This window comes from Paracoccus sp. C2R09, from assembly GCF_018860625.1.
Classification (GTDB): domain Bacteria; phylum Pseudomonadota; class Alphaproteobacteria; order Rhodobacterales; family Rhodobacteraceae; genus Paracoccus.
Genome location: NZ_JAHKQB010000007.1, coordinates 82602 through 106017, shown reverse-complemented (window position 1 = coordinate 106017; position 23416 = coordinate 82602). Strand labels below are relative to the sequence as shown.

Genomic DNA, 23416 nt, shown 5'->3' with positions numbered 1-23416 from the left:
AAATTAGCGGCGAATGCGGGAAAGAAAAGCCTCTTGACGCATGACAGCGCTGTCATCAGTATCGCACCCGAGTTCGAGGGGGGAGGCATCGGCATGGCGGCACGGCCTATTCTGGTCATGGGCATCTGCGGCGTGGGCAAGACGACCATCGCGCAGGGCATCGCGGAACGCATCGGCGGCACCTATGTCGAGGCCGACCTGTTCCACGACGAGGCCAGCGTCGCGCATATGCGGGCGGGCAGGCCGCTGACCGACGACATGCGGTGGGGCTGGCTGGACCGGCTGGGCGCGGCCATCGCCGCAGAACCGGGCCGCGCGGTGCTGGCATGCTCGGCCCTGGGGCGCGCGCATCGCGACCGGCTGCGGGCCGGGGCGGGCCCCCTCGACATCGTGTTCCTGCATGGCGACCGCGCCCTGATCGAGGAACGGATGTCGGCGCGCCAGGGGCATTACATGCCCACCAGCCTGATCGACAGCCAGCTTGCCGCATTGCAGCCCCCCTCGCCCGAGGACGAGGGCGCGCTGTGGATCGACGTCGCGCTGACCCCCGATGCGATCATCGACACCGCCGCCAAGGCGCTTGGCGCGGGACCTGTTTCAACCGGAGGAGAACCGAAATGACCACCCTGACCCGCGGCCTTCTGGCCGCCACCGCGGCCATCGCGCTGACCGCCCCCGCATTCGCGGCCGATTACAGCTTCCGCTTCCAGTCCTCGGACCCGGCGGGGAACCCGAACTTCATCCTGCACCAGAGCTGGGCCGAGGAGGTGACCGAGCTGACCGACGGCCGTGTCGAGATCGAGCTGCTGCCCGTCGAATCCATCGTCGCCCACAACGAGACGCAGGACGCCGTCGCGACCGGCATCCTGGACGGCCACATCACCGACCTGTCCTATTTCTCGGGCAAGGACCCGGCCTTCGGGCTGATGGGCAACCCCGTCGGCGCATGGTCGGACCCCGAACAGATGCTGGGCTTCATCGAGGAAGGCGGCGGTCACGAGCTGCTGAACGAGATCATGAACCCCTACGGGCTGCATTTCATCGGCGCGATCACCCCGGGCCTGGAGGCGCTGGTCAGCGCCGTTCCGATGGACGGCGTGGACGACCTGAAGGGCGTCAAGATCCGCGCGCCCGAAGGACTGGTGCAGAACGTCTTCGCCGCGGCGGGCGCATCGCCCGTGAACCTGCCGGGCTCCGAGGTCTTCACCTCGCTCGACAAGAAGGTGATCGAGGCCGCGGATTATACCGTCTTCTCGACGAACCAGGCGCAGGGCCTGAACGACATCGCGCCCCATCCCGTCTATCCGGGCTTCCATTCGATGCCGCTGGTCGAGATCTCGATGAACAAGGCCAAGTGGGACGCCATGCCCGCCGATCTGCAGGACATCCTGACCCAGTCGGTGCAGGATTATGCCCGCCGCCTGATCCAGTCGCTGGCCGAGGCCGACGAGGCCGCCGTGGCCGAGGCCGAGGCCAGCGGCGAGATCACCATCCACGACTGGTCGGACGAGGAACGCGCCAAGTTCCGCGGCATCGCGCAGGGCGAATGGGAAAAGGTCGCAAGCCAGTCCCCCGCCGCGCAGCGCGTCTATGACAGCCTGACCACCTATCTGAGCGACGAAGGTCTGCTGCAGTAACCATCAGGGCGGGCCGGACATGCCTCCGGCCCCCTACCCCCGGGAGGATTTCAAACATGGCCGAACATGACACCGTGCCGGATGCGGCACCGGTCGAGGAACATGCGGCGATCTCGCAATCGGGCGGCCTCGGTCGCTGGATCGACCGGCTGGCGATACTGCCCGCGATGGGCCTCGTGCTGGCCATGCTGATCCTGATCCAGGAGGTCGTGCTGCGCTACGTCTTCGGTCGCCCGACCATCTGGGCGCACGAGACGACGGTCTTCCTCAGTGCGATCGCCTTCATCTATGGCGGCATCCTGTGCACCGCGCGCGACCGCCATATTCGCGTGGTGCTGGTCTACGACCTGCTGCCGCCCGCCGCGCGCCGCGTGGCCGACATCCTGATCTCGGCCGTCTGCGCGGCAGCATCGGCATCCTTCGCTTGGGCCGCCTGGCAGATGGTCAAGCGCGCCGCTTGGCGTCCCGATGGCAGCTTCCACCTCGAAACCTCGGGCAGTGCCTGGAACCCCGCCTTTCCCGGCCTTCTCAAGATCCTGCTGATGTTGGCGCTTGGGGTGATGGCCGTCCAATTCCTGATCCTGACCGTGAACTATGCGCGCGGCACCAAGGGGGCCCGCTGATGGAGTTCTTCGGTTCGCTTTCATCCATGGGCATCGAGACGGGGACGCTGGTCCTGTTCGCGATGCTGCTGGGTCTTCTGATCACCGGCATCCCGCTGGCCTTCGTCACGCTGCTGGTGACGCTGGTCTTCGCCCTGGGCTGGTTCGGGCCGATGGTGGTCCCGCTGATCACCAGCCGCGTCTATTCCTTCGTCAGCAGCTTCGTCTTCGTGTCGGTGCCGATGTTCGTGCTGATGGCGGCCATCCTGGATCGCAGCGGCATCGCGCGCGACCTGTTCGAGGCGATGCGCCTGATCGGGGGCCGCATCCGCGGCGGCGTGGCCGTCCAGACCATCTTCGTGGCCGTGATCCTGGCCGCCATGTCCGGCATCATCGGCGGAGAGGTCGTGCTGCTGGGCCTGATCGCGCTGCCGCAGATGCTGGCGCAGGGATACGATCGCAAGCTGGCCATCGGCGTCGTCTGCGCGGGCGGCAGCCTGGGGACCATGGTGCCGCCCTCGATCGTGCTGATCATCTACGGGCTGACGGCCAACGTCTCGATCGGGGAACTGTTCACGGCAGCCTTCGTGCCGGGCTTCATGCTGGCGTTGCTGTATGTGGGCTATGTTCTGGCGCGGGCCTTCCTGACGCCGGGCGCCGTGCCCCCTGCCGTGACCGACCCCGTGCCCACGGCCGAGAAGATCCGCCTGCTGAAGGGTCTGTTCCTGCCGATCCTGGTGGTCGTGATGGTGCTGGGCTCGATCTATGGCGGGATCGCATCGGTGACCGAGGCCAGCGCCGTGGGCGTGGCGGGCGTGCTGCTGTCCACCATCCTGCGCGGCGAATTCAGCTGGGGCCTGCTGAAGGGCGCGGCGATGCAGACGCTGCAGACCGTCGGGATGATCGTCTGGATCGGCATCGGGGCATCCGCACTGGTCGGCGTCTTCAACCTGATGGGCGGGATCAACTTCGTGTCGGACCTGATCACCGGGATCAGCGACAACCCCACGATCATCATCCTGTTCATGATGGCGATCCTGTTCGTGCTGGGCATGTTCCTCGACTGGGTGGGGATCGCGCTGCTGACCATGCCGATCTTCGTGCCCATCGTGGTCGAGCTTGGCTACGACCCGGTCTGGTTCGGGGTGCTGTTCGCGATGAACATGCAGGTCAGCTTCCTGTCGCCGCCCTTCGGGCCCGCCGCGTTCTACCTGAAATCGGTCACGCCGCCCGACATCTCGTTGGGAGAGATCTTCCGCGCCCTGCTGCCCTTCATCGGGCTTCAGATCATCGCGGTCGCGCTGCTGATCCTGTTCCCGCAGATCGCGGTCTACTGAGAATGGGGAATGGCCGGGGCGCAACGTCCCGGCCTTTTTCACGGGATCGGCGGGAACCCGCGGCAATCGTGGGCGCTTCGTTCACGATGACATGACCGGCGCATGAGCAGTCCGGTTCCCCGCGCGATAAGGATGATCCCCATGCCCGCACGCCTGACCGCCCTTGCCACCGCCCTTCTGACGCTTGCCGGCACGGCGGGCGCGCAGGACATCCGCGTCTCGTCCAAGATCGACACCGAGGGCGGGCTTCTGGGCAACATGATCCTGCTGGCCCTGTCGGCCGCCGACATGCCCGTGCAGGACCGCCTGCAGCTGGGCGGCACGCCCATCCTGCGCGACGCGATCACCTCGGGGCAGGTGGACATCTATCCCGAATATACCGCGAACGGGGCCTTCTTCTTCAACGAGGGCGACAGCGATGTCTGGAAGGACGCCCAGGCGGGTTACGAGCGCGTCGCCCAGCTGGACCTGGAACAGAACGACATCACCTGGCTGACGCCGTCCCCCGCGAACAACACCTGGGCCGTGGCGACCCGGCGGGACCTGGCCGATGAGAACGGCCTGACCACCATGTCCGAACTGGGCGAATGGATCGCCTCGGGCGGCGACGTCAAGCTGGCCGCCTCGACCGAGTTCGTGACATCGCCCGCGGCGCTTCCGGCCTTCCAGGAAACCTATGGCTTCCAGCTGCGCCCCGACCAGCTGGTGCAGCTGTCGGGCGGCGACACCGCCGCCACCATCGCCGCCGCCGCGCAGCAGACATCGGGGGTGAACGCGGCCATGGTCTATGGCACCGATGGCGGCATCGCCCCTGCCGGGCTGGTGGTGATGGAGGATGACAAGGCCGTGCAGCCCGTCTATCAGCCCGCCCCCATCATCCGGACCGAGGTGCTGGAAAGCTATCCCCAGATCGCCGAGGTGCTGGAGCCGATCTTCCGATCGCTCGACCTCGAGACCCTGCAGGAGCTGAACGGCCGCATCCAGATCGGCGGAGAGCCCGCAGCATCGGTCGCGCGCGATTACCTGACCGCGCAGGGCTTCATCGCGGGATGATCCCGCACGTCGACCGTCCGGGCATCCTGTTCGCCCTGGTCGGCGGGGCCGGACTGGCCCTGCCCCTGGTGCAGTTCAAGGCCAACCGCATCGTCGCGGGCGAGGGGCTGGGCATGCCCGCCGCCCTGCCATGGGGCTGGTTCGCGGTCGCGGCCATCGCCGCCTTGCTGCTGGCGGGCCTGTTCCGCATGGGCGCGGCGCTTCGCCTTGCCATGGCCGTCGCGGGGCTGGCGCTGGTCGTCGCCGCATTGGGGGCCGCGGCGCAGGCCCTGACACCCCCCGACGATACGCTTGCACGGGTGGCCCCCTCGGCGGGGTTCTGGCTGCTGGGGCTGGCCATGGCGCTGATGGGGGCCGATGCGCTGACGCGGCTGCGGCCCTCCTTGCCGCTGCGCTGGCTGCTGCTGGGGGCGGCGGTCATGGCGGTCGCGGGGGTTCTGGGCTCGGGGATGCTGGACGGGATCTCGGTCATGCGGGAATACGCGGCCCGGCAAGACATGTTCCTGCGAGAGGCCTCGACCCATCTGCTTCTGGCATTCGGTTCGCTGACGGCGGCATTGCTGGCGGGCCTGCCCATCGGCATCGCCATCCATCAGCGGCCGGGGCTGCGCCGCCCCGTCCTGTCGGGGCTGAACGTGCTGCAGACCATCCCGTCGCTGGCCCTGTTCGGCATCATGATCCCCATCTTCGGCTGGATCGCCGCGACATGGCCCGCCGCCGCAAATGCGGGCGTGTCGGGCATCGGCATCTTTCCCGCGCTGGTGGCGCTGTTCCTCTATTCCCTACTGCCGGTGGTCGCGAACACGCTGACCGGCCTGTCGGGCGTCGATCCCGCCGCGGTCGAGGCCGCGCGCGGTCTGGGCATGACCCGCCCGCAGCTGATGACGCGCGTGCTGGTGCCGCTGGCGCTGCCGGTCCTGCTGGCCGCCATTCGGATCGTGCTGGTCCAGAATATCGGCCTTGCGGTGATCGCGGGTCTGATCGGGGGCGGGGGCTTCGGCACCTTCGTGTTCCAGGGCCTGAACCAGACGGCGATGGACCTGGTGCTTCTGGGCGCGCTGCCCACCATCGCGCTGGCCCTGGTCGCCGGCATCGCCATGGATCTGGCCGTCGAGGCCAGCCGCAAGGGGGCCGCATGATCCGCATCGAAAATCTGAGCCGCGATTTCGACGGCAAGCCCGCCGTGCAGGACGTGTCCCTGACCGTGGAACGCGGTCAGATCGCGGCCCTTGTCGGCACCTCGGGGTCGGGCAAGACGACGCTTCTGCGCATGATCAACCGCCTGGTGGAACCAAGCTCGGGGCGGGTGCTGATCGACGGGCGGGACAGCCGCGACATGCCCGCCCATCAGCTGCGCCGCCGCATTGGCTATGCCATCCAGGGGCACGGGCTGTTCCCGCATCGCAGCGTCGCGCAGAACATCGCCACCGTGCCCCGCCTGCTGAAATGGGACCGCGACCGCATCCGCGCACGGGTCGACGAGCTGCTGACCCTGTTCCAGATGGACCCCGCCGATTTCCGCGACCGCATGCCCTCGGAATTGTCGGGCGGGCAGCAGCAGCGCGTGGGCGTGGCCCGCGCCCTTGCCGCGCAACCCGACCTGCTGCTGATGGACGAGCCCTTCGGTGCGCTGGATCCGGTGATCCGCGCCAAGGCCCAGGCCGATCTGCGCCAGATCCAGCGCGGGCTGGGCACGACGCTGATCCTGGTCACCCATGACATGGACGAGGCGATCACCCTGGGCGACCGGATCGCGGTGATGGATGGCGGGCGGCTGGTTCAGTACGACACGCCCGCGCGCATCCTGACGAACCCCGCCACGCCGTTCGTCCGCAACCTGATCGGCAGCGGCCAGAGGGCGTTCCAGCTTCTGTCGCTGACCCCCGTATCCGATGTCGCGCAACCGGGACAGGCGGCGGGCGATCCCATCGCGCCCCATGCCACCCTGCGCGAGGCGCTGTCGCAATGCCTGACCTCGGGGCGGGATGCGCTGCCTGTCGCAGGCGGCGGCGTCGTCACGCTGGATGCGCTGCGCCGGGCCGCGCGGTCATGATCGGGCGGGCGATCCTTGCGCTGACGGGCGCGCTGCTGCTGGCCTTCCTGATCAGCCCTGCCGGCTTCGCGCCGATCTTCGCGCCCTTCACCCGCAACGGGGCGCCCGCGATCTATGTCCAGACGCCGATCCTGTCGCTGACCCTGTCGCATCTGGCGCTGGTGGGTGCCGCGGTCCTTCTGTCGACCGTCATCGCGCTGGCGCTGGCCATCGCCGTGACCCGCCCCGCCGGACAAGAGTTCCTGCCCCTGGCCCGCACCGTCACCGCCGTCGGGCAGACCTTTCCACCGGTGGCGGTTCTTGCGCTGGCCGTGCCGGTCATGGGCTTCGGGGCGGGGCCCACGCTGGTCGCGCTGTTCCTCTATGGCCTGCTGCCCGTGTTCGAGAACGCGCTGGCGGGGCTGGCCGATCAGGACCCCCGCGTGACCGAGGCCGCGCGCGGCATGGGCCTGACCCCGCGCCAGCGTCTGTGGCAGGTCGAACTGCCCCTTGCCCTGCCCGTGATCCTGACGGGGATGCGGCTGACGGCGGTCATCTCGCTTGGAACCGCGACCATCGGATCGACCGTCGCCGCCCGCACATTGGGCGAGGTGATCATCGCGGGCCTGCTGTCATCGAACACCGCCTTCGTCCTGCAGGGCGGCGCGGTCGTGGGCATCATCGCCGTGATGATCCACGAAGGTTTCCAGGCGATCGAGGCGATGGCGGCCCGACGAGCGGGCCGCGCCTAGGGGTCCAGCTGCAGCGTGAAGGCCACGATGCTTTCGGCCGCGATCAGTTCGTGATCCGATGCCGGGCGGTCGATATCATGCACCATCGCGCTGTCCAGCTGACGCCGCCACGTTCCGCGCCGCACGGTTTCCGGCAGGCTGACGCGCACCTCGGGGCCGTTGTTGAACACCAGGAACACCGCACCGGGCAGGGCCGCGTATTCGGGCGTGCCCGATGCCATGCGCATCTCGGCGGTCAGCAGGCGCAGTTCGGGATCGTTCCAGTCGTCATGCGTCATCGGGCGGCCATCGGCGCAGCGCCAGAACAGGTCGGGCAGGCCGTCCTCTTTTCGCGGGCGGCTGTGCAGGAACCGCTTCTGCCGCAGGATCGGATGCGCACGACGGAAGGCCACGACCCGCCGGACGAAGGCCAGGAAATCCGGATCGGCATTCGCCCAGTCGATCCAGCCGATGGGATTGTCCTGCGCATAGGCGTTGTTGTTGCCGCCCTGCGAATTGCCCAGCTCGTCCCCGCCCAGGATCATCGGCGTGCCCTGCGACAGCAGCAGCGTCGTCATCAGGTTGCGCCGCCTGCGATCGCGCCGCGCACGGATCGCGGGATCGTCGGTCGGCCCCTCGACGCCCATGTTGTCGGACAGGTTGTGGTTGTGGCCGTCGCGGTTTTCCTCTCCATTGGCCTCGTTGTGCTTGTCGGCATAGCTGACGGTGTCCATCAGCGTGAAACCGTCATGGGCCGCGACGAAGTTGATCGACGATGTCGCGGGCCGCCCGTCATGGTCGAACCGCGCCGCGGACCCCGCGATGCGCTTGGCCAGCTTGCCGATGCGCCCCGGATCGCCCCGCCAGAAGGCCCGGATCTGGTCGCGGAAGCGGTCGTTCCATTCCGTGAAGGGCGCGGGATAGGCGCCCAGCTGATACCCGCCCGGCCCGACATCCCACGGCTCGGCGATCAGCTTGACGCGGTTCAGCACCGGGTCCTGGCGGATCGCGCGGAAGAACGGCCCGTCGCGGTCGAAGGCCCCGCGCGTGCGCCCCAGCACGCTGCACAGATCGAAACGGAACCCGTCCACATGCATGACCTGGACCCAGTATCGCAGGCTGTCCATGACCAGCCGCAGCGCGAAGGGGCTGTCCAGGTTCAGCACGTTCCCCGTGCCCGCATCGTCCACGTAATATCGCGGATCCTCGGCCAGGCGGTAATAGGACGCGTTGTCCAGACCCCGGAAGGACAGGGTCGGCCCCATCTGGTTCCCTTCGGCCGTGTGGTTGTAGACCACGTCCAGGATCACCTCGATCCCGGCCTTGTGGAACCGCGCGACCATCTGCTGGAATTCCGCGATGTCGCCTGCCTGCATGTATCGCGGATCGGGCGCGAAGAACCCGTAGGACATGTAGCCCCAGTAGTTCCGCAGCCCCTTTTCCAGCAGGAAGCGGTCATCGTTGAAGGCATGGACGGGCAGCAGCTCGACCGCGGTGATGCCCAGTTTCGTCAGGTGGTCCAGCATCGGATCCGAGGCCATCGCCAGATAGGTGCCGCGCGCGGGGATGTCGTCGCGCCCCGCGGTCATTCCCTTCACATGCGTTTCGTAGATGACCGTATCGGACCAGCTGCGATCGGGCGGGCAATCGTCGCCCCATGCGAAGCTGGGATCGACCACGACCGATTTCGGCATGTATTGCGCGCTGTCGCGGCGGTCGAAGGACAGATCCGCATCGCGATGCCCCACGCGATAGGCGCACAGCGCGTCATGCGGGCGCGGGCTGCCGGTCAGCTGCTTGGCATAGGGGTCGATCAGCAGCTTGTTGGCGTTGAACCGGTGGCCTTCCTGCGGGCGCCAGGGGCCGTGGACGCGAAATCCGTATCGCTGGCCGGGCCGCATTCCGGGAACGTAACCGTGCCAGACATGCCCCTCGCGCTCGGGCAGGTCCACCCGCGTCTCTCGGCCCCGCTTGTCGAACAGGCACAGGACCACCCGTTCCCCATGCTGGCTGAAGACGGCGAAATTGACCCCCGCCCCGTCGAAGCTGGCACCCAATGGCGTCGGGCGCCCGGCGGTGATCGTCACGGCTTGGTTCTTCATCAGGCTTTGGCACCCAGTTCAGCATAGAGCGCGGCATAGGCCCGCGCGGATTCCCCCCATCCCACAGGCTGCATCATGGCATTGCGCTGCATCCGTGCCCAGACCTTGGGTTGCTGCCACAGCTGACCCAGCCGGATCAGCGCGCCAGACAGCGCATCGGTCGTCACGGGGGCGAACTGGATGCCCGTCGCGGCCCTGACCGCCAGCGCGGCGGGCGAGGCGTTGATGACGGTATCCGCCAGCCCCCCCGTCAGCGCCACGACCGGGATGGTCCCATAGCGCAGGCCGTACATCTGCGTCAGGCCGCAAGGCTCGAACCGGGACGGCACGAGGATCGCATCGCCCCCCGCGATCATCCGATGCGACATCGCCTCGTCGTAACCGATGCGGACCGCGATGTCGGGGTCGTGCGCGGCGGCATCGCGGAACGCGGCCTCCAGCGCGGGATCGCCCGACCCCAGCAGGGCAAGCTGACCGCCGATGGCGCGAAGCGCGGGCAGCGCCTCGAGCATCAGGTCCAGCCCCTTCTGATGGGTCATGCGCGACACGATCACGCAAAGCGGTCCTTCCGCCTCGGGCAGGCCCATCTCGGCGCGCAGGGCGGCCTTGTTCGCGCGCTTGCCCGCGCCTGTCTTGAAGGGCGTGATGGCGGGGTCGGCGGTGGGGTCCCAGGCATCGGTGTCGATGCCGTTCAGGATGCCCCGCAGATCGGTGCGGCGATGTCGGATCAGCCCGTCCATGCCCATCCCGAATTCCGGCGTGGTCAGTTCCTCGGCATAGGTGGGCGACACGGTCGTCAGGATGTCCGCCCCGATCAGCCCCGCCTTCAGCGCCGATATGGCACCCCAGTATTCGTAACCCTCGCTGTGGAACCGCGCAGGGTCCAACCGCAGCGCGTTCAGCCGCCAGGGATCGGCGGGACCGGTGAATGCGATGTTGTGGATCGTCATCACCGTGCGCACATCGCCCGCATTCACGCGGCGCAGGTATTCGGTCATGAAGCCCGCCTGCCAGTCGTGCCCGTGCAGGACCTGCGGGCGCCAGCCCTCGACCCCGTCGGCCGCGATCCGGGCCGCCACCCAGGACAAGGCCGCAAAGCGTTCGGGATTGTCCGCCCAGTCGCGCCCGTCCGGCCCCAGATAGGGATTGCCCGGCCGCGCATAGAGATGGGGCGCCTCGATCACCAGCAGATCGAGGCCCGCCGCCTGCCCCGACAGGATCTGCGCCGGTCCGCCGAACAGATCGTCGATCGCCATGACGGCCCGCGCATCGCCCAGACCCGCGGTCACCGCCGGATAACCCGGCAGCAGGACGCGCATCTGCACGCCTTCCGCGGCCAATGCGGTGGGCAGCGCGCCCACCACATCCGCCAGACCGCCGGTCTTGACCAGCGGCGCGCATTCCGATGCGACCGACAGGACCCTCCTCACAGCGCCGCCGCCCGCTTGTCCAGCATGTCCTGCGTGATCAGCACGACGCCCTTCTCGCTGACGCGGAACCACTTGGCGTCGTCCTTGGGATCCTCGCCCACGACCAGCCCCTCGGGGATGACGACGCCGCGATCGACCACCACGTTGCGCAGCCGCGCGCTGCGGTGGACCACGACCGATGGCAGGACCACCGCGTTCTCCAGGATGGCGTAACTGTTGGTATGCACCCCCGTGAACAGGACCGAATTGCGGATTTCGGTGCCCGAGACGATGCAGCCCCCCGAGACCATGGACGACACCGCGATCCCCCGGCGGTCCTTTTCGTCATGGATGAACTTGGCCGGCGGGACCACCTCGGAATAAGTCCAGATCGGCCATTCCTGGTCCCAGAGGTTCAGTTCGGGCGTGAAATCCGTCAGGTCGATATTCGCGCGCCAGAAGGCATCGACCGTCCCCACATCCTTCCAATAGGCCGGCGCGCCTGGATCGCGGACGCAGGACACGTCGAAGCGATGGGCCATCGCCTTGCCGTTCTTGACGATGTCGGGGATCAGGTCATGGCCGAAATCATGGCTGGAATTCGGATCCTCGGCATCCTTCTGCAGCAGTTCGCGCAGGTATTTCCAGCTGAAGACGTAGATCCCCATGGATGCCAGCGCCTTGGTCGGATCATCGGGCGTGCCGGGCGGCTGGCTGGGCTTTTCCAGGAACGAGACGATGCGCCCGGATGCATCCACATCCATGACGCCGAAGGCGCTGGCCTCCTCTCTCGGGACGGTCAGGCAGCCCACGGTCACGTCGGCACCGCTGTCCACATGCTCGCGCAGCATGATCTCGTAATCCATCTTGTAGATGTGGTCGCCCGCCAGGATCACGATGTAATCGATGCCGTAATCGTCCACGATATCGATGTTCTGGGTGACCGCATCGGCGGTGCCGCGATACCAGTGCTGTTCGGACAGGCGCTGGCTGGCGGGCAGGATGTCCAGGAACTCGTTCCGTTCGGCGCGAAAGAAATTCCAGCCGCGATGGCAGTGGCGGATCAGGCTATGGGCCTTGTACTGGGTGGCGACCGCGATCTTGCGGATGCCGCTGTTCACCGCGTTCGACAGGGCGAAATCGACGATACGTGCCTTGCCCCCGAAATAGACGGCGGGCTTCACGCGCCTGTCCGTCAGTTCCTTCAATCGGCTGCCGCGTCCGCCTGCCAGCACGAATGCCATGGACCTGCGTGCAAGTCTCTGATTGTCGGCCATATCGAAATCCTCCCCCTGTGGATATTCATTCACCGGCCACGAAGAACAGCGTGGACAGCGGCGGCAAAGTGATCGTGATCGATGCGGGCAACCCGTCATGGGGCGCGTCCTCGGCCGTGACCCCGCCCATGTTCCCCCGGTCGCTGCCGCCATAGGCGGCGGCATCGGTGTTCAGCGCCTCGGCCCAGTGGCCGCCCTGCGGCACGCCCAGCCGGTATCCGTGGCGCGGCACGGGGGTCATGTTCGACACGACGACGACAGGCGGATCGCCCGCCTCGCCCATGCGCAGCCAGGCAAAGACAGACTGGCCGGGATCCGTCGCGATCCAGCGGAACCCCTCGGGGACGGCATCGGCCACATGCAGCGCGGGTTGCCCCCGATAGAGCGCGTTCAGATCCCGCACCAGCGACTGGACGCCCCGGTGCATGGGCTGTTCCGCCGCGTGCCAGTTCAGTTCGCCGTCATGGTTCCATTCCTCGGGCTGGCCCCATTCGCAGCCCATGAACAGCAGCTTCTTGCCCGGATGGCCCCACATGAAGCCGTAATAGGCCCGCAAATTCGCGAATTGCTGCCATTCGTCGCCCGGCATCTTGCGCAGCATGCTGCCCTTGCCGTGGACCACCTCGTCATGGCTGATCGGCAGGATGAAGTTCTCGGAGAAGGCGTAATGCAGCCCGAAGGTCATCAGGTCGTGGTGGTGGCTGCGATGGATCGGGTCATGCGCCATGTAGCGCAGCGTGTCGTTCATCCAACCCATGTTCCACTTGAACCCGAAGCCCAAGCCCCCCGCATCGACGGGGGCCGAGACCTTGGGAAAGGACGTGCTCTCCTCGGCCACCGTCATCACGCCCGGATGTTCGCCATAGGTGACGATGTTCATGTTCTTCAGGAAATCGATGGCCTCGTAATTCTCGCGGCCGCCATCGCGGTTCGGGACCCATTCGCCATCGTTGCGGGAATAGTCGCGATAAAGCATCGAGGCCACCGCATCCACGCGCAGCCCGTCCACATGGTATTCGTCCAGCCAGTAGATCGCGTTGGCGATCAGGAAGTTCTGCACCTCGGTCCGGCCGTAATTGTAGATGAGCGTGTTCCAGTCCTGGTGGAACCCCTCGCGCGGGTCGGAATGTTCATAGAGCGCGGTGCCGTCGAACTGCGCCAGCCCATGCGCATCGGTCGGAAAATGCCCCGGCACCCAGTCGAGGATCACGCCCAGGCCCGCCTGGTGGGCGGCCTCGATCAGGTCGCGGAATTCATGCGGCGGCCCGAAGCGGATCGTCGGCGCATAGAGGCCCACGGGCTGGTATCCCCAGGACCCGTCGAAGGGGAATTCGCTGACGGGCAGCAGTTCCAGATGGGTGAAGCCCATATCCTTGGCATAGCCGACCAGATCGCGGGCCAGTTCCTTGTAGGACAGCGGCCTGCCGTGATCGTCCCACCGCCTGCGCCAGCTGCCCAGATGCACCTCGTAGACGCTGATGGGCGCGCGCCGGTCCTGCGCCTTGGCACGGGCGCGCATCCAGTCGTCGTCCTTCCAGCCGAATCCCGCGATGTCGCGGACGATGCTGGCCTTTTCCGGCGGGTGCTGGCTGCCGAAGCCCACGGGGTCGGCCTTGTGGCCGACATGGCCATGCGCATCCAGGATCTCGTATTTGTACAGTTCTCCCTCGGCCACGTCGGGCAGGAAGATTTCCCAGATGCCCTGACCGCGGCGGCGCATCGGGTGACGGCGACCGTCCCAGCGGTTGAACTGTCCGACCACCGAAACGCGGCGCGCATTGGGCGCCCAGACCGCGAAGCGCGTGCCCGCGACACCCTGATGCGTGACCGGATGCGCCCCCAGCGCGCGCCACAGATGGCGGTGCGTTCCCTCGCCCAGCAGATGCAGGTCCATATCGCCCAGCAGCGGCCCGAAGCGATAGGGATCCTCGCATTCCCATGTCACACCTCCGCCGCTGGTGGCGCGCAGCCGGTAATCGCCTTCGGGGATCGGGCCCGCGAAGGCATCGCCCCGCACGCGCGGCAGATCGATTTCGGTGCCATCCGCCATCACCGCGGCGATCGAGGCGAGGTCGGGGTGGAACACTCGCAGGATGCGGCCTTCCGGCGTCTCGTGCGGGCCGAGGATGTCGAAGGGCCGGTCGCAACGCGCTTCGGCCAGAGCATCGATATCCGCCGCTGCCATACGATCTGCCATCGCTGCCCGTCCTTTCACTGCTTCGACATGGATTCGTCGCAAGCTCATGACTCAACGCTAATGTGTCCTTTTCGATCCTGCCAGAGTCATGCATGACTTTGACGAATCCGAACGGCAGAGAGGTGAGACCGATGAAGGAATGGTGGCGAGACGCGATCATCTACCAGATCTACCCCCGCAGCTTCCAGGACAGCGACGGCGACGGCATCGGCGACCTGGCGGGCATCACCCGCAGGCTGGATCACGTGGCATCGCTCGGGGTCGATGCGATCTGGCTGTCGCCCATCTTCACCTCTCCGCAGAAGGACATGGGCTACGACGTCTCGGATTACGTGGGTATCGATCCGCTGTTCGGCAGCATGGACGATTTCGACGCGATGGTCGCCCGCGCGCACGACCTGGGCCTGAAGGTGATCATCGACCAGGTCATCAGCCATTCCAGCGACAAGCACCCTTGGTTCGCCGAAAGCCGCCAGTCCCGCAGCGGACCCAAGGCGGACTGGTATGTCTGGGCCGATCCCAATCCCGACGGCACGCCCCCGAACAACTGGCCCTCGGTCTTCGGCGGACCTGCATGGGAATGGGAACCGCAGCGGCGTCAGTATTACCTGCACAACTTCCTGGCCGAGCAGCCCGACCTGAACATGTGGAACCCGGCGGTGCAGGACGCGCTGCTGGACACGATGCGGTTCTGGCTGGAACGCGGCGTGGACGGGTTCCGTCTGGATACGGTCAACTACTACTTCCACGACGCGCAGCTTCGCGACAACCCGCCCAACCCCGATTACGACGGGCCGGAAACCTATCCGCGCCAGATGCATGTCCATTCCAAGAACCAGCCCCAGAACATCCCCTTCCTGAAGCGGATGCGCGCGCTGACGGACGAATTCCCCGACCGCATGATGGTGGGCGAAGTGGGCGACGGGGGCGAGACCTCGATCCGGATCATGGCGGAATACACCGCGGGCCACGACCGGCTGCACATGTGCTACAGCTTCGAGATGCTCAGCCCCGAATTCACCGCCGAACATTTCCGCAAGGTGATCGAGGGCGTGCATCAGGGCGCCCCGGACGGGCACAGCTGCTGGAGCTTCTCGAACCACGACGTGGTGCGTCACGTCACGCGTTGGGCCGATCACGCGGTCGGCACGGACGAGATCGCGCGGCTCTCCTCGGCGATGCTCATGTCCTTCCCCGGCACGATCTGCATCTACCAGGGCGAGGAGATGGGCCAGACCGAGACGCAGCTGGTCTACGAGGAACTGACCGATCCGCCCGCCATCCGCTTCTGGCCCGAAGTGAAGGGCCGCGACGGGTGCCGCACCCCGATGGTCTGGGAAGCGGACGCCCCCCATGCGGGCTTCAGCACCGCCAGGCCTTGGCTGCCCGTCAAGGAACCGCAGGCCGCCCGCGCGGTCGATGCGCAGAAGGATGACGGCGTCCTTGCGGCCTATCGTGCGATCATCGCCTTCCGCAAGGCGAACGAGGCGCTGCGCTATGGCGAGACGCGCTTCCTCGATCTGCCCGAACCGATCCTGGGCTTCGCACGCGGCGAGGGCGAGGATGCGCTGACCTGCGTCTTCAATCTGTCGCCCGACCCCGCGATCCTTCGCGGTGCGGTGTCGGACCCGGTTGGTCCCTCGAATGCAAGCCGCAAGGACGACGAGCTGCACCTGCCGGGCAACGGCTTCGCCTGGCTTCCGGGTCAGGTCGCCCTGCGCGCCTGATCCCCCGCCTGCCCCGGCAGCGCAAGGTCGCGCTGCCAGGGCGGGTCCTGCGCGAATGCGCGGACCATGTGATCGATGAAGGCCCGTGTCTTGTGCGGCATGGGCCGCATCGGCGGCCAGACGACCCCGATCGGCAGAGGGGTCTGCCGCATCTGCGGCAGGACCACATGCAGCCGACCGTCGCGGATCGCATCGTGACAGATGAACAGGGGCAGCAGCGCAAGACCCAGGCCGCCGATGGCCAGATCGCGCATCGCCTCGCCGTTATTGGCGGTGATGCGACCATGGACGGGGGCGGGAATGCCCGCGAAGGGCCAGATATCGCCCAGCCGCGCATTCAGATACCCGATCATTTCGTGGCCCCGCAGATCCTCGGGGGCCGCGATGGGCCCATGCCGGGACAGGTAATCGGGGCTGGCCACCAGCACGCGCGGATCGTGACAGAGGTTCCGCATCATCAGGCTGCTGTCCTTCATCTGCCCGATCCGCAATCCCAGGTCGAAGCCCGCGCCACGCAGATCGACATGGCGGTCGTCGTAATCCAGCAGGATCTCCAGCCCCGGATGATCGCGCGCGAAGGCCGCGATGACCGGCCCCAGATGACGGATGCCGAAGCTCATGGGGGCCGCGATGGCAAGACGTCCGCGCAGCCGCGTGTCGGGGGCGGCCACGCTCTCGGTCGCGGCGACCAGCTGGGCCAGGGCGGGACGCAGGCGCAGCGCCAGGTCCCGGCCCGCATCCGTGGGCGTGATCCGGCCCGCATGGCGTGTGAACAGGGCCGCCCCTATCGCGGCCTCGAAATCGCTGATCCGCTTGCTGATCACGGATTTCGACAGGCCCGCCCGCGCCGCCGCGGCCGAGATCGACCCCGCGTCCATCACGGCCAGAAAACTGCGGATGTCGGTGATGTCCCAGTCCATCCGTGAAACATGCACGTCCCGTCCCGCGTTCGGCAATACCGAACACCGCGTTTCATCCCGCATGGGTGCCGCGACCCATCCCGCCCGGCCATATTGGGACGGGCAGCATTCCGATGAAGGAACAGAGATCATGCAACTGACCGGCATCCACCACCTGACCGCCATCACCGCAGACGCCGTCGCCAACAACCGCTTCTATACCCGGACGCTCGGGCTGCGGCGCGTGAAGAAGACCGTGAACCAGGACGACACCTCGGCCTATCACCTGTTCTTCGCGGATGGGGCGGGCAGCCCCGGCACCGACATCACCTTCTTCGACTGGCCCGCCACGCCCGAACGGCGGGGCACGAATGCCATCACCCGCACGGGCCTGCGCGTCGCCGAAGACAGCCTGGATTACTGGGCCGACCGGCTGGGCGGCAGCATCGTCACGCTGGACGGCCGCCCGACGCTGGATGCCGAGGACCCCGAGGGCCAGCGCCTGCGGCTGGTCGGGGCACCCGAACCCGCGGGCCAGCCCTGGGATCGCAGCCCGGTTCCCGCGGAACACCAGATCCACGGATTGGGGCCGATCACCATTTCGGTCCCCGATGCCGGCCCGACCGAGGCGGTCCTGACTCAGGTGATGAACATGCGCAGGGTTCGCGACTATCCCAGCCCCGATGGCAGCGGGCATGTCCGCGTGTTCGAGATGGGCGAAGGCGGGGCGGCGGCCGAACTGCATGTCGCCGTGCAGCCCGACCTGCCCAAGGCGCGTCAGGGCGCGGGCGGCGTGCATCACGTGGCCTTCCGCGTGCCCGACAAGGTCGCCCTGACCGAATGGGCACGCCGCATCGGCAGCTTCCGCGTCCCGAATTCCGGCGAGGTCGAGCGTTTCTACTTCCGCTCGTTCTATTTCCGCGAACCGGGGGGCAACCTGTTCGAACTGGCGACCGACGGGCCGGGCTTCGACGTGGACGAACCGCGCGAGACGATGGGCGAGGCCCTGTCCCTGCCGCCCTTCCTGGAGGGTCGCCGCAGCCTGATCGAGGCCGGTCTGAAGCCGCTCGCCTGACCCCGCCGCCCCCCAGCTTCCGCCTGGGGGACGCGCGGATTTCCATGGTCTTCGCGCCCGAATGCGTCGCGGATGCGAAACGCGAACGGGCCGGGTGCCGTTGGGTCCATGAAGGCCCGGCCCCGCCGGCCGGGTCGCGCCGTCGATCAAGGGGGAGGAAACGATGCCCAGAACAGCCAAGCAGGTCAGGGATTTCTGGTTCTCGGACCGGATGCGCCCGTGGTGGTTCAAGAAATCCGATGCGGTCGATGCGGGCATCGCCGCCGATTTCGGCCCCACCTACGACGCCGCGCGCGCGGGCGATCTGGATCATTGGCGACGGGCCCCCGACGATGCGCTGGCCCTGGCCATCGTGCTGGACCAGTTTCCGCGCAACATGTTCCGCGGCAGCTGGCGCAGCTTCGAATCGAACGACCACGCGCTGTCCGTGGCCCGCGAGGCCCTGGACCAGGGCTTCGACATGCAGGTCGATCCCCTTCAACGTCAGTTCTTCTACCTGCCCTTCATGCATTCCGAGGATCTGGAGGATCAGGACCGCTCGGTCGCGCTGTACGAGGGGTTGGGCAATGCGCATTCCCTGCATTTCGCGCGGGAACATCGCGACATCGTCGCGCGCTTCGGTCGCTTCCCCCATCGCAACGAATCCCTGGGCCGGGAAACCACGGCCCAGGAGGCCGCCTTCCTGGAACATCACAAGGGCTTCTGACTTGCGCGCCGGATCGGCCCCCCATAGCGTGCGGGACATGAGCGATCTGCCCTGCTTCCACGCACCCGAAACCGCCGCGCATGACCCGCAGTTCTGGATGCTGCGCGGCGTGCCTTCGCAGAACAAGGAAAGCGCGGAACGGGCCACGCGACTTCTGGCCGGGATCGCGGATGCGGGCCTCAAGGTGCATCCGGTTCCCGAAACGGACCGCGCCGCGATGCACCAGGTCCATACTGCCCGATACCTGGAATTCCTGCGCGACGGCTGGGCCGAATGGCAGAAGGCCCCCGGTGCCGGCCCCGAGGTGGTCGCGAACCTGCATCCGCAGAAGGCCACGCAGACCTATCCGCAAGGCATCACGGGCCGCGCGGGATGGCACATGGCCGATACGGGCTGCCCCCTTGGTCCCCGGACATACGATGCGGCGCTGCGCGGCGTGGATACGGCGCTGGCCGCGACCGATGCGGTGCGGCGTGGCGCGCGCGCGGCCTATGCACTGTGCCGTCCGCCGGGTCATCACGCGGATGCCGATACGGCGGCGGGGCATTGCTTTCTCAACAATTCGGCCATAGCGGCCCAGACCCTGCGACAGGATCACGACCGGGTCGCGATCCTCGATATCGACGTGCATCACGGCAACGGGACGCAGGCCATCTTCCATGATCGCGCGGATGTCTTCACGCTGTCGATCCATGCCGATCCGATGAACTTCTATCCCTTCTACCAGGGTCACGCCCACGAGGTCGGTCAGGGCGCGGGCAAGGGCGCGAACCTGAACCTGCCCTTGCCCATCGGATCGGGCGATGACGCATGGCTTGCGGCGCTGGACCTGGCGCTGGCGCGCATCCGCGATCATGCCCCCGGCGCGCTGGTCGTGGCCCTGGGGCTGGATGCGCATGAAAACGATCCCTTCAAGGGGCTGGCCGTCACCACGCCGTGCTTTGCGGAAGCCGCCAGCCGCATCGCCGGGCTGCATCTGCCATCGGTGATCGTGCAGGAAGGCGGATATCTGTCCGAGGATCTGACGCACAACCTCTCGGCCTTTCTTCGGGGCTGGATCGGCGTCCGCCAGCCGGTCTAGAAGGTGCTGCGGCAACAGGGGGCGGCACATGCGCATCTGTATCATCAATACCGGCGGAACGATCACCAGCCTGGGCGATCCGCTGGCCCCGATGCCCCCCGCCGATTTCGCGCAGGCGATGCGCGACCTGATCGAACCCGCGATCCGCGCGACGATCCCCGGCGTGACCCTTCATGTCGATGACAGCCTGCGCTTTCCCGGCAGCGAGAACGGCACGCTGGACAGTTCGGGACTGGTCCCGCGCGACTGGTGCCGCATGGCGCGCCATCTGCTGCGGCTGCAGGACGATCACGACGGTTTCGTCATCCTGCACGGCACCGACACGATGGATTATTCCGGCGCCGCGCTATCGATGCTGCTGGGCGACTGGGACGCCGACGGCATCGCCACCGCGGCGCTGTCGAAACCCGTGATCCTGACCGGATCGCAGGTTCCGATCTTCCGGCAGACGGCGGACGGACTGTTCCTGAATGCACTTTCGGATGCGCTTGGGAATGTGGCGGGTGCGATCCGCGCCGCGACCCTGCGCATCCCCGAGGTGGGGCTGTTCTTCGACGGCCGCCTGCTGCGGGGCAATCGCGCGCTGAAGGTGTCGAGCAACGATTTCGCAGCCTTTGGCAGCCCGCATCTGCCCCCGCTGGCCCGTGGCGGCATCGACATCCGCCGCGATGCGCTGGCCCTGCCCGGCCCCGCCTGCCCCGAGCGCGCACTTGACCCGGACCGCGCGATTGCCCGGCTGGACCGGATCGAGTCCCGAATCGAGGCGCAGCAGATCGTCCTTCTGCCCGCCATTCCCGCGGGCATGCCGGTCCTGGCCCGGATGATCGACGACGCGCTGGAACGCGGCGCGACCGGGCTGATCATCGAGGCCTTTGGCGAAGGCAACCTGCCCGAGGGCGACGGCACCTTGAAGGCCGCATTGTCGCGTGCCGCGCAGGCCTCCGTGCCCGTGGTGCTGACCAGCCGCGCCATCGGGGGGGCCGTCGGCACGCTGCATTACGCCGCGGGAACCTGGATCACGGCGACGGGGGCGATCCTCGGCGGCGACATCACCGCGGTGGCGGCACTGGCCAAGCTGACGATCCTTCAGGCCGCGGGGCTGCGGGGCGATGCGCTGGCCACCGCCATGCGCCGCGCGCTGGCGGGGGAATGCCGCGCGGCGGACCGTTTCGGCGCGACGCTGGCGCCGGGCCAGTCGCTGCAGGCCGCCGATTGCGATGCAGAGCTGGTGAACGACCCCGTCACCGGGCCCGTCCTGCGGCGCACCGGGCAGGTGATCTGGCAGGCACCCGGCCCCGGCACCTTGCGGCTGACCGACCGGTTGCGGCTTTTGTCCCACGACGGACGCATCCTATGGGAAGGTCCGCACAGCGCGCCCGGCACCATCGCGCTGCTGGATGCGGGCGGGCTGCGGCTGGTCGATCCCTCGGGGGTTGCGGATACGATCACCGCCCTGCCCTGCTGACAGCGGCGCCGCGACGCGATACCAATGGCGCAAACGCACGAGGTCCCGATGTCGCTGATCCATGTCCTGAACGGCCCGAACCTGAACCTGCTGGGGCAGCGTCAGCCCGAAATCTATGGCCACGAGACGCTGGCCGATATCGAGGCGCTCTGCCGCGAGGCCGCCGAGGCGCACGAGATCCGCTTTCTGCAGACGAACTGGGAAGGGCAGTTGATCGACTGGATCCACGAGGCCCGGCTGGAGGCGGCCGCCATCGTCATCAACCCCGCAGCCCTCAGCCATACCTCGGTCGCGGTTCTGGATGCGCTGAACAGCTTCGAAGGCCCGGTCATCGAGGTCCATATCAGCCAGGTCCATAGACGAGAGGCGTTCCGCCACCATTCCTATGTTTCGCACCGTGCGGATGCGGTGATCGCGGGCATGGGCATCCACGGCTATGCGGCGGGCGTGGCCCATGCGGTGCGGCTGATCGGTTGAAGATCGGCCGCCGGTCCGTCCGCAGGGAGGAGGGTGCGTCGGATCCGGCGGCCTTCTTCGCGGGTTCAATCCATGGGCCGAAGACCCGGAACCGGTTGGGTTGAACGCACGAGGTGGCGCGACCTCGTAGGTTCAGATTGCGCCCGCCCGGACCCTTCCGTCACCAGGCGATGACACCAGCGGCGCATGCAATCGCAAGTTGCGCGGGCGCAGGGCAGGCCGGGGCGCCATCTGCCTAATTTTCAGGCTGCTCCTTGGTGGATTCCTGCTCCAACGCCTCCAGATAGGCCGCGGACCACCAGCCCACATCCTTTTCCAACACCACCTGCAGCATCGCTGCGTGACGTTCGCGGCGTTCCTCGATGGACATGCGCATCGCGCTGGCCATGGCGGCGGCGGTCTCGTGGGCGTCGTGGGGGTTGATGATCAGCGCCTCGGGCATCTGTTCGGCAGCGCCCGCGAAGCGCGACAGGATCAGCACGCCCGGATCCTCGGGGTCCTGGGCCGCGACGAATTCCTTGGCCACCAGGTTCATCCCGTCCGCCAGCGGTGTCACCAGCCCGATGCGCGCCTGCCGATAGAGGCCCGCCAGCACCTCGCGGGGATAGGGGCGGTTGATGAAGCGGATCGGCGTCCAGTTCAGCGTCGCGAACTGCCCGTTGATGCGGCCCGCCAGGTATTCGGTTTCCTCGCGGATGTCGTCATAGGCCTGCACCCCGCTGCGTGTCGGCGGCGCGATCTGCAGGAACGAGATCTTCTCGTGCAGGTCCGGAATGCTTTCCAGCAGCTGCTGGAAGGCCCGGAACCGCTGCGGGATGCCCTTGGAATAATCCAGCCGGTCCACGCCGATCATCAGCCGCGCATTGGTCAGGAAGCGCACCTGATCGGCATCGGGGGCATCGCGGGCCTCCTCGATGAAGGATTGCGCGTCGATGCCGATGGGAAAGACCTCTGCCCGGAGGGTGCGGCCGTCCAGCCGGAAGGTGTTCAGGCCGATCTGCTCCATCCCGGCCATGTGGAAACCGCTGGCCGCGAAATTGTCCATGTCGCGGCTGGCCTGGAAACCGACCAGATCGTAATGCGTCATCCAGTCGAACAGCTCGGCCGGGTTGGGCAGGGTCGCGCATTCGGCGGGTGCCGGGAAGGGGATGTGCAGGAAATGCCCGATCGGGTTGCGGACGCCCAGCTTGCGCAGTTCCGCCCCCAATGCGAACAGCTGATAGTCCTGCACCCAGATGCGGTCGTCGGGGCGCAGATGCGGCACCATCAGCCGCGCGATGCGGGCGCTGACCTTGCGGTATCCGTCCAGATAGACCGGATCCAGATGCGCAAGATCGGCCCGCCCGTGACAGATGGGCCAGAGAACCGAATTCGAGAACCCCAGATAGTAGTTGTGGTGATCCTCGGGCGAGAGGTCGAAGGACAGGCGGTCGAAGGCCGCGCCGGGATGGTCGATCAGTTCCTCGGCCGGGTCCTCGACCGGTTCGCCGGAAAACCCGATCCACAACCCGCCGGAACTTCGCAGCGCATCGTCCAGCGCCACCACAAGCCCCCCCGACGGATTCTCACCAAGGGGAAGACGATTCGAGACGACGACAAGCCGGGACAT

General features: G+C 67.3%; 20 protein-coding genes. 14 read left to right on the top strand and 6 right to left on the bottom strand.

All coding sequences use genetic code 11. The features are described 5' to 3' along the window. Positions 1-33 precede the first annotated feature (33 nt). The 8 genes from KO490_RS00980 (at position 34) to KO490_RS00945 (ending at position 7413) form a co-directional block, all read left to right on the top strand. Positions 34-621 (top strand): gluconokinase, encoded by a 588-nt coding sequence (locus KO490_RS00980; RefSeq protein ID WP_216017534.1) that lies wholly within the window; start codon positions 34-36, stop codon positions 619-621. Then, positions 618-1637: a TRAP transporter substrate-binding protein gene (locus KO490_RS00975; protein WP_216017533.1), complete on the top strand. Its 1020-nt coding sequence runs from the start codon at positions 618-620 to the stop codon at positions 1635-1637. The genes KO490_RS00980 and KO490_RS00975 overlap by 4 nt, the downstream gene beginning before the upstream one ends. Positions 1638-1693: 56 nt before the next feature. Further along, positions 1694-2260, top strand: coding sequence for a TRAP transporter small permease subunit (locus KO490_RS00970; RefSeq protein WP_216017532.1), 567 nt, complete (start codon positions 1694-1696; stop codon positions 2258-2260). Then, positions 2260-3576 carry a TRAP transporter large permease subunit gene (locus KO490_RS00965; protein ID WP_216017531.1) on the top strand — a complete coding sequence of 439 codons (1317 nt, stop codon included), beginning with the start codon at positions 2260-2262 and terminating at the stop codon, positions 3574-3576. The genes KO490_RS00970 and KO490_RS00965 overlap by 1 nt, the downstream gene beginning before the upstream one ends. A gap of 141 nt (positions 3577-3717) precedes the next feature. Next, positions 3718-4629 (top strand): ABC transporter substrate-binding protein, encoded by a 912-nt coding sequence (locus KO490_RS00960; protein WP_216017530.1) that lies wholly within the window; start codon positions 3718-3720, stop codon positions 4627-4629. Then, a complete protein-coding gene (locus tag KO490_RS00955; protein WP_216017529.1) occupies positions 4626-5768 on the top strand; it encodes an ABC transporter permease in 1143 nt (380 codons plus the stop codon). Before KO490_RS00960 ends, KO490_RS00955 begins: the two co-directional genes overlap by 4 nt. Beyond that, complete coding sequence (locus KO490_RS00950; protein WP_216017528.1) at positions 5765-6682, top strand: ABC transporter ATP-binding protein; 918 nt, start codon at positions 5765-5767, stop codon at positions 6680-6682. Before KO490_RS00955 ends, KO490_RS00950 begins: the two co-directional genes overlap by 4 nt. Next, positions 6679-7413: an ABC transporter permease gene (locus KO490_RS00945; protein WP_216017527.1), complete on the top strand. Its 735-nt coding sequence runs from the start codon at positions 6679-6681 to the stop codon at positions 7411-7413. The genes KO490_RS00950 and KO490_RS00945 overlap by 4 nt, the downstream gene beginning before the upstream one ends. Here KO490_RS00945 and glgX read toward each other — a convergent pair. Genes glgX through glgB form a run of 4 tightly spaced genes read right to left on the bottom strand, consistent with a single transcriptional unit; the run spans position 7410 to position 14377 of the window. Next, entirely contained in the window at positions 7410-9479 is a 2070-nt protein-coding gene (gene glgX / locus KO490_RS00940) for a glycogen debranching protein GlgX (RefSeq protein WP_371822254.1), read from the bottom strand. The genes KO490_RS00945 and glgX overlap by 4 nt on opposite strands. A 14-nt stretch (positions 9480-9493) precedes the next feature. Next, positions 9494-10924, bottom strand: coding sequence for a glycogen synthase GlgA (gene glgA, locus KO490_RS00935; RefSeq protein WP_216017525.1), 1431 nt, complete (start codon positions 10922-10924; stop codon positions 9494-9496). Then, positions 10921-12180 carry a glucose-1-phosphate adenylyltransferase gene (gene glgC, locus KO490_RS00930; RefSeq protein ID WP_216017524.1) on the bottom strand — a complete coding sequence of 420 codons (1260 nt, stop codon included), beginning with the start codon at positions 12178-12180 and terminating at the stop codon, positions 10921-10923. Before glgC ends, glgA begins: the two co-directional genes overlap by 4 nt. Positions 12181-12205: 25 nt before the next feature. After that, positions 12206-14377, bottom strand: coding sequence for a 1,4-alpha-glucan branching protein GlgB (gene glgB, locus KO490_RS00925; protein WP_216017523.1), 2172 nt, complete (start codon positions 14375-14377; stop codon positions 12206-12208). A gap of 131 nt (positions 14378-14508) precedes the next feature. On the opposite strand from glgB, the gene KO490_RS00920 reads away from it, so the two are divergent. Further along, a complete protein-coding gene (locus KO490_RS00920) occupies positions 14509-16104 on the top strand; it encodes an alpha-amylase family glycosyl hydrolase (protein ID WP_216017796.1) in 1596 nt (531 codons plus the stop codon). Here the strand turns inward: KO490_RS00920 and KO490_RS00915 are convergent. Next, positions 16083-17024, bottom strand: coding sequence for a LysR family transcriptional regulator (locus KO490_RS00915; RefSeq protein ID WP_216017522.1), 942 nt, complete (start codon positions 17022-17024; stop codon positions 16083-16085). The genes KO490_RS00920 and KO490_RS00915 overlap by 22 nt on opposite strands. A gap of 130 nt (positions 17025-17154) precedes the next feature. Here KO490_RS00915 and KO490_RS00910 point away from each other — a divergent pair, with 130 nt between their 5' ends. The 5 genes from KO490_RS00910 to KO490_RS00890 all read left to right on the top strand — a co-directional run bounded on the left by KO490_RS00910 (position 17155) and on the right by KO490_RS00890 (position 21807). Next, positions 17155-18078, top strand: a complete 924-nt coding sequence (locus KO490_RS00910) for a ring-cleaving dioxygenase (RefSeq protein ID WP_216017521.1) — start codon at positions 17155-17157, stop codon at positions 18076-18078. Between the two features lie 163 nt (positions 18079-18241). Further along, on the top strand, positions 18242-18784 hold the full coding sequence (locus KO490_RS00905; RefSeq protein ID WP_216017520.1) for a DUF924 family protein: 543 nt from the start codon (positions 18242-18244) through the stop codon (positions 18782-18784). 37 nt (positions 18785-18821) lie between these two features. Next, positions 18822-19865, top strand: coding sequence for a histone deacetylase family protein (locus KO490_RS00900; RefSeq protein WP_252726928.1), 1044 nt, complete (start codon positions 18822-18824; stop codon positions 19863-19865). Positions 19866-19893: 28 nt separating this feature from the next. Continuing rightward, positions 19894-21330, top strand: coding sequence for an asparaginase domain-containing protein (locus KO490_RS00895; protein ID WP_216017519.1), 1437 nt, complete (start codon positions 19894-19896; stop codon positions 21328-21330). Positions 21331-21378: 48 nt separating this feature from the next. Beyond that, positions 21379-21807: a type II 3-dehydroquinate dehydratase gene (locus KO490_RS00890; RefSeq protein WP_216017518.1), complete on the top strand. Its 429-nt coding sequence runs from the start codon at positions 21379-21381 to the stop codon at positions 21805-21807. 235 nt (positions 21808-22042) lie between these two features. On the opposite strand, the gene KO490_RS00885 is transcribed toward KO490_RS00890, so the two are convergent. After that, the gene (locus KO490_RS00885; protein WP_216017517.1) at positions 22043-23416 is read right to left on the bottom strand and encodes a trehalose-6-phosphate synthase; all 1374 of its coding nucleotides are present in this window, start codon (positions 23414-23416) and stop codon (positions 22043-22045) included.

Excerpts from the sequence above, each read along its gene's own strand:
- glgB (WP_216017523.1), bottom strand. The coding sequence starts at position 14,377 with ATGGCAGATCGTATGGCAGCGGCGGATATCGATGCTCTGGCCGAAGCG.
- KO490_RS00975 (WP_216017533.1), top strand. The coding sequence starts at position 618 with ATGACCACCCTGACCCGCGGCCTTCTGGCCGCCACCGCGGCCATCGCG.
- KO490_RS00900 (WP_252726928.1), top strand. The coding sequence starts at position 18,822 with ATGAGCGATCTGCCCTGCTTCCACGCACCCGAAACCGCCGCGCATGAC.
- KO490_RS00955 (WP_216017529.1), top strand. The coding sequence starts at position 4,626 with ATGATCCCGCACGTCGACCGTCCGGGCATCCTGTTCGCCCTGGTCGGC.
- KO490_RS00950 (WP_216017528.1), top strand. The coding sequence starts at position 5,765 with ATGATCCGCATCGAAAATCTGAGCCGCGATTTCGACGGCAAGCCCGCC.
- KO490_RS00905 (WP_216017520.1), top strand. The coding sequence starts at position 18,242 with ATGCCCAGAACAGCCAAGCAGGTCAGGGATTTCTGGTTCTCGGACCGG.
- KO490_RS00965 (WP_216017531.1), top strand. The coding sequence starts at position 2,260 with ATGGAGTTCTTCGGTTCGCTTTCATCCATGGGCATCGAGACGGGGACG.
- KO490_RS00920 (WP_216017796.1), top strand. The coding sequence starts at position 14,509 with ATGAAGGAATGGTGGCGAGACGCGATCATCTACCAGATCTACCCCCGC.
- KO490_RS00895 (WP_216017519.1), top strand. The coding sequence starts at position 19,894 with ATGCGCATCTGTATCATCAATACCGGCGGAACGATCACCAGCCTGGGC.
- KO490_RS00960 (WP_216017530.1), top strand. The coding sequence starts at position 3,718 with ATGCCCGCACGCCTGACCGCCCTTGCCACCGCCCTTCTGACGCTTGCC.
- KO490_RS00915 (WP_216017522.1), bottom strand. The coding sequence starts at position 17,024 with ATGGACTGGGACATCACCGACATCCGCAGTTTTCTGGCCGTGATGGAC.
- glgC (WP_216017524.1), bottom strand. The coding sequence starts at position 12,180 with ATGGCCGACAATCAGAGACTTGCACGCAGGTCCATGGCATTCGTGCTG.
- KO490_RS00945 (WP_216017527.1), top strand. The coding sequence starts at position 6,679 with ATGATCGGGCGGGCGATCCTTGCGCTGACGGGCGCGCTGCTGCTGGCC.
- KO490_RS00890 (WP_216017518.1), top strand. The coding sequence starts at position 21,379 with ATGTCGCTGATCCATGTCCTGAACGGCCCGAACCTGAACCTGCTGGGG.
- KO490_RS00910 (WP_216017521.1), top strand. The coding sequence starts at position 17,155 with ATGCAACTGACCGGCATCCACCACCTGACCGCCATCACCGCAGACGCC.
- KO490_RS00885 (WP_216017517.1), bottom strand. The coding sequence starts at position 23,416 with ATGTCCCGGCTTGTCGTCGTCTCGAATCGTCTTCCCCTTGGTGAGAAT.
- KO490_RS00970 (WP_216017532.1), top strand. The coding sequence starts at position 1,694 with ATGGCCGAACATGACACCGTGCCGGATGCGGCACCGGTCGAGGAACAT.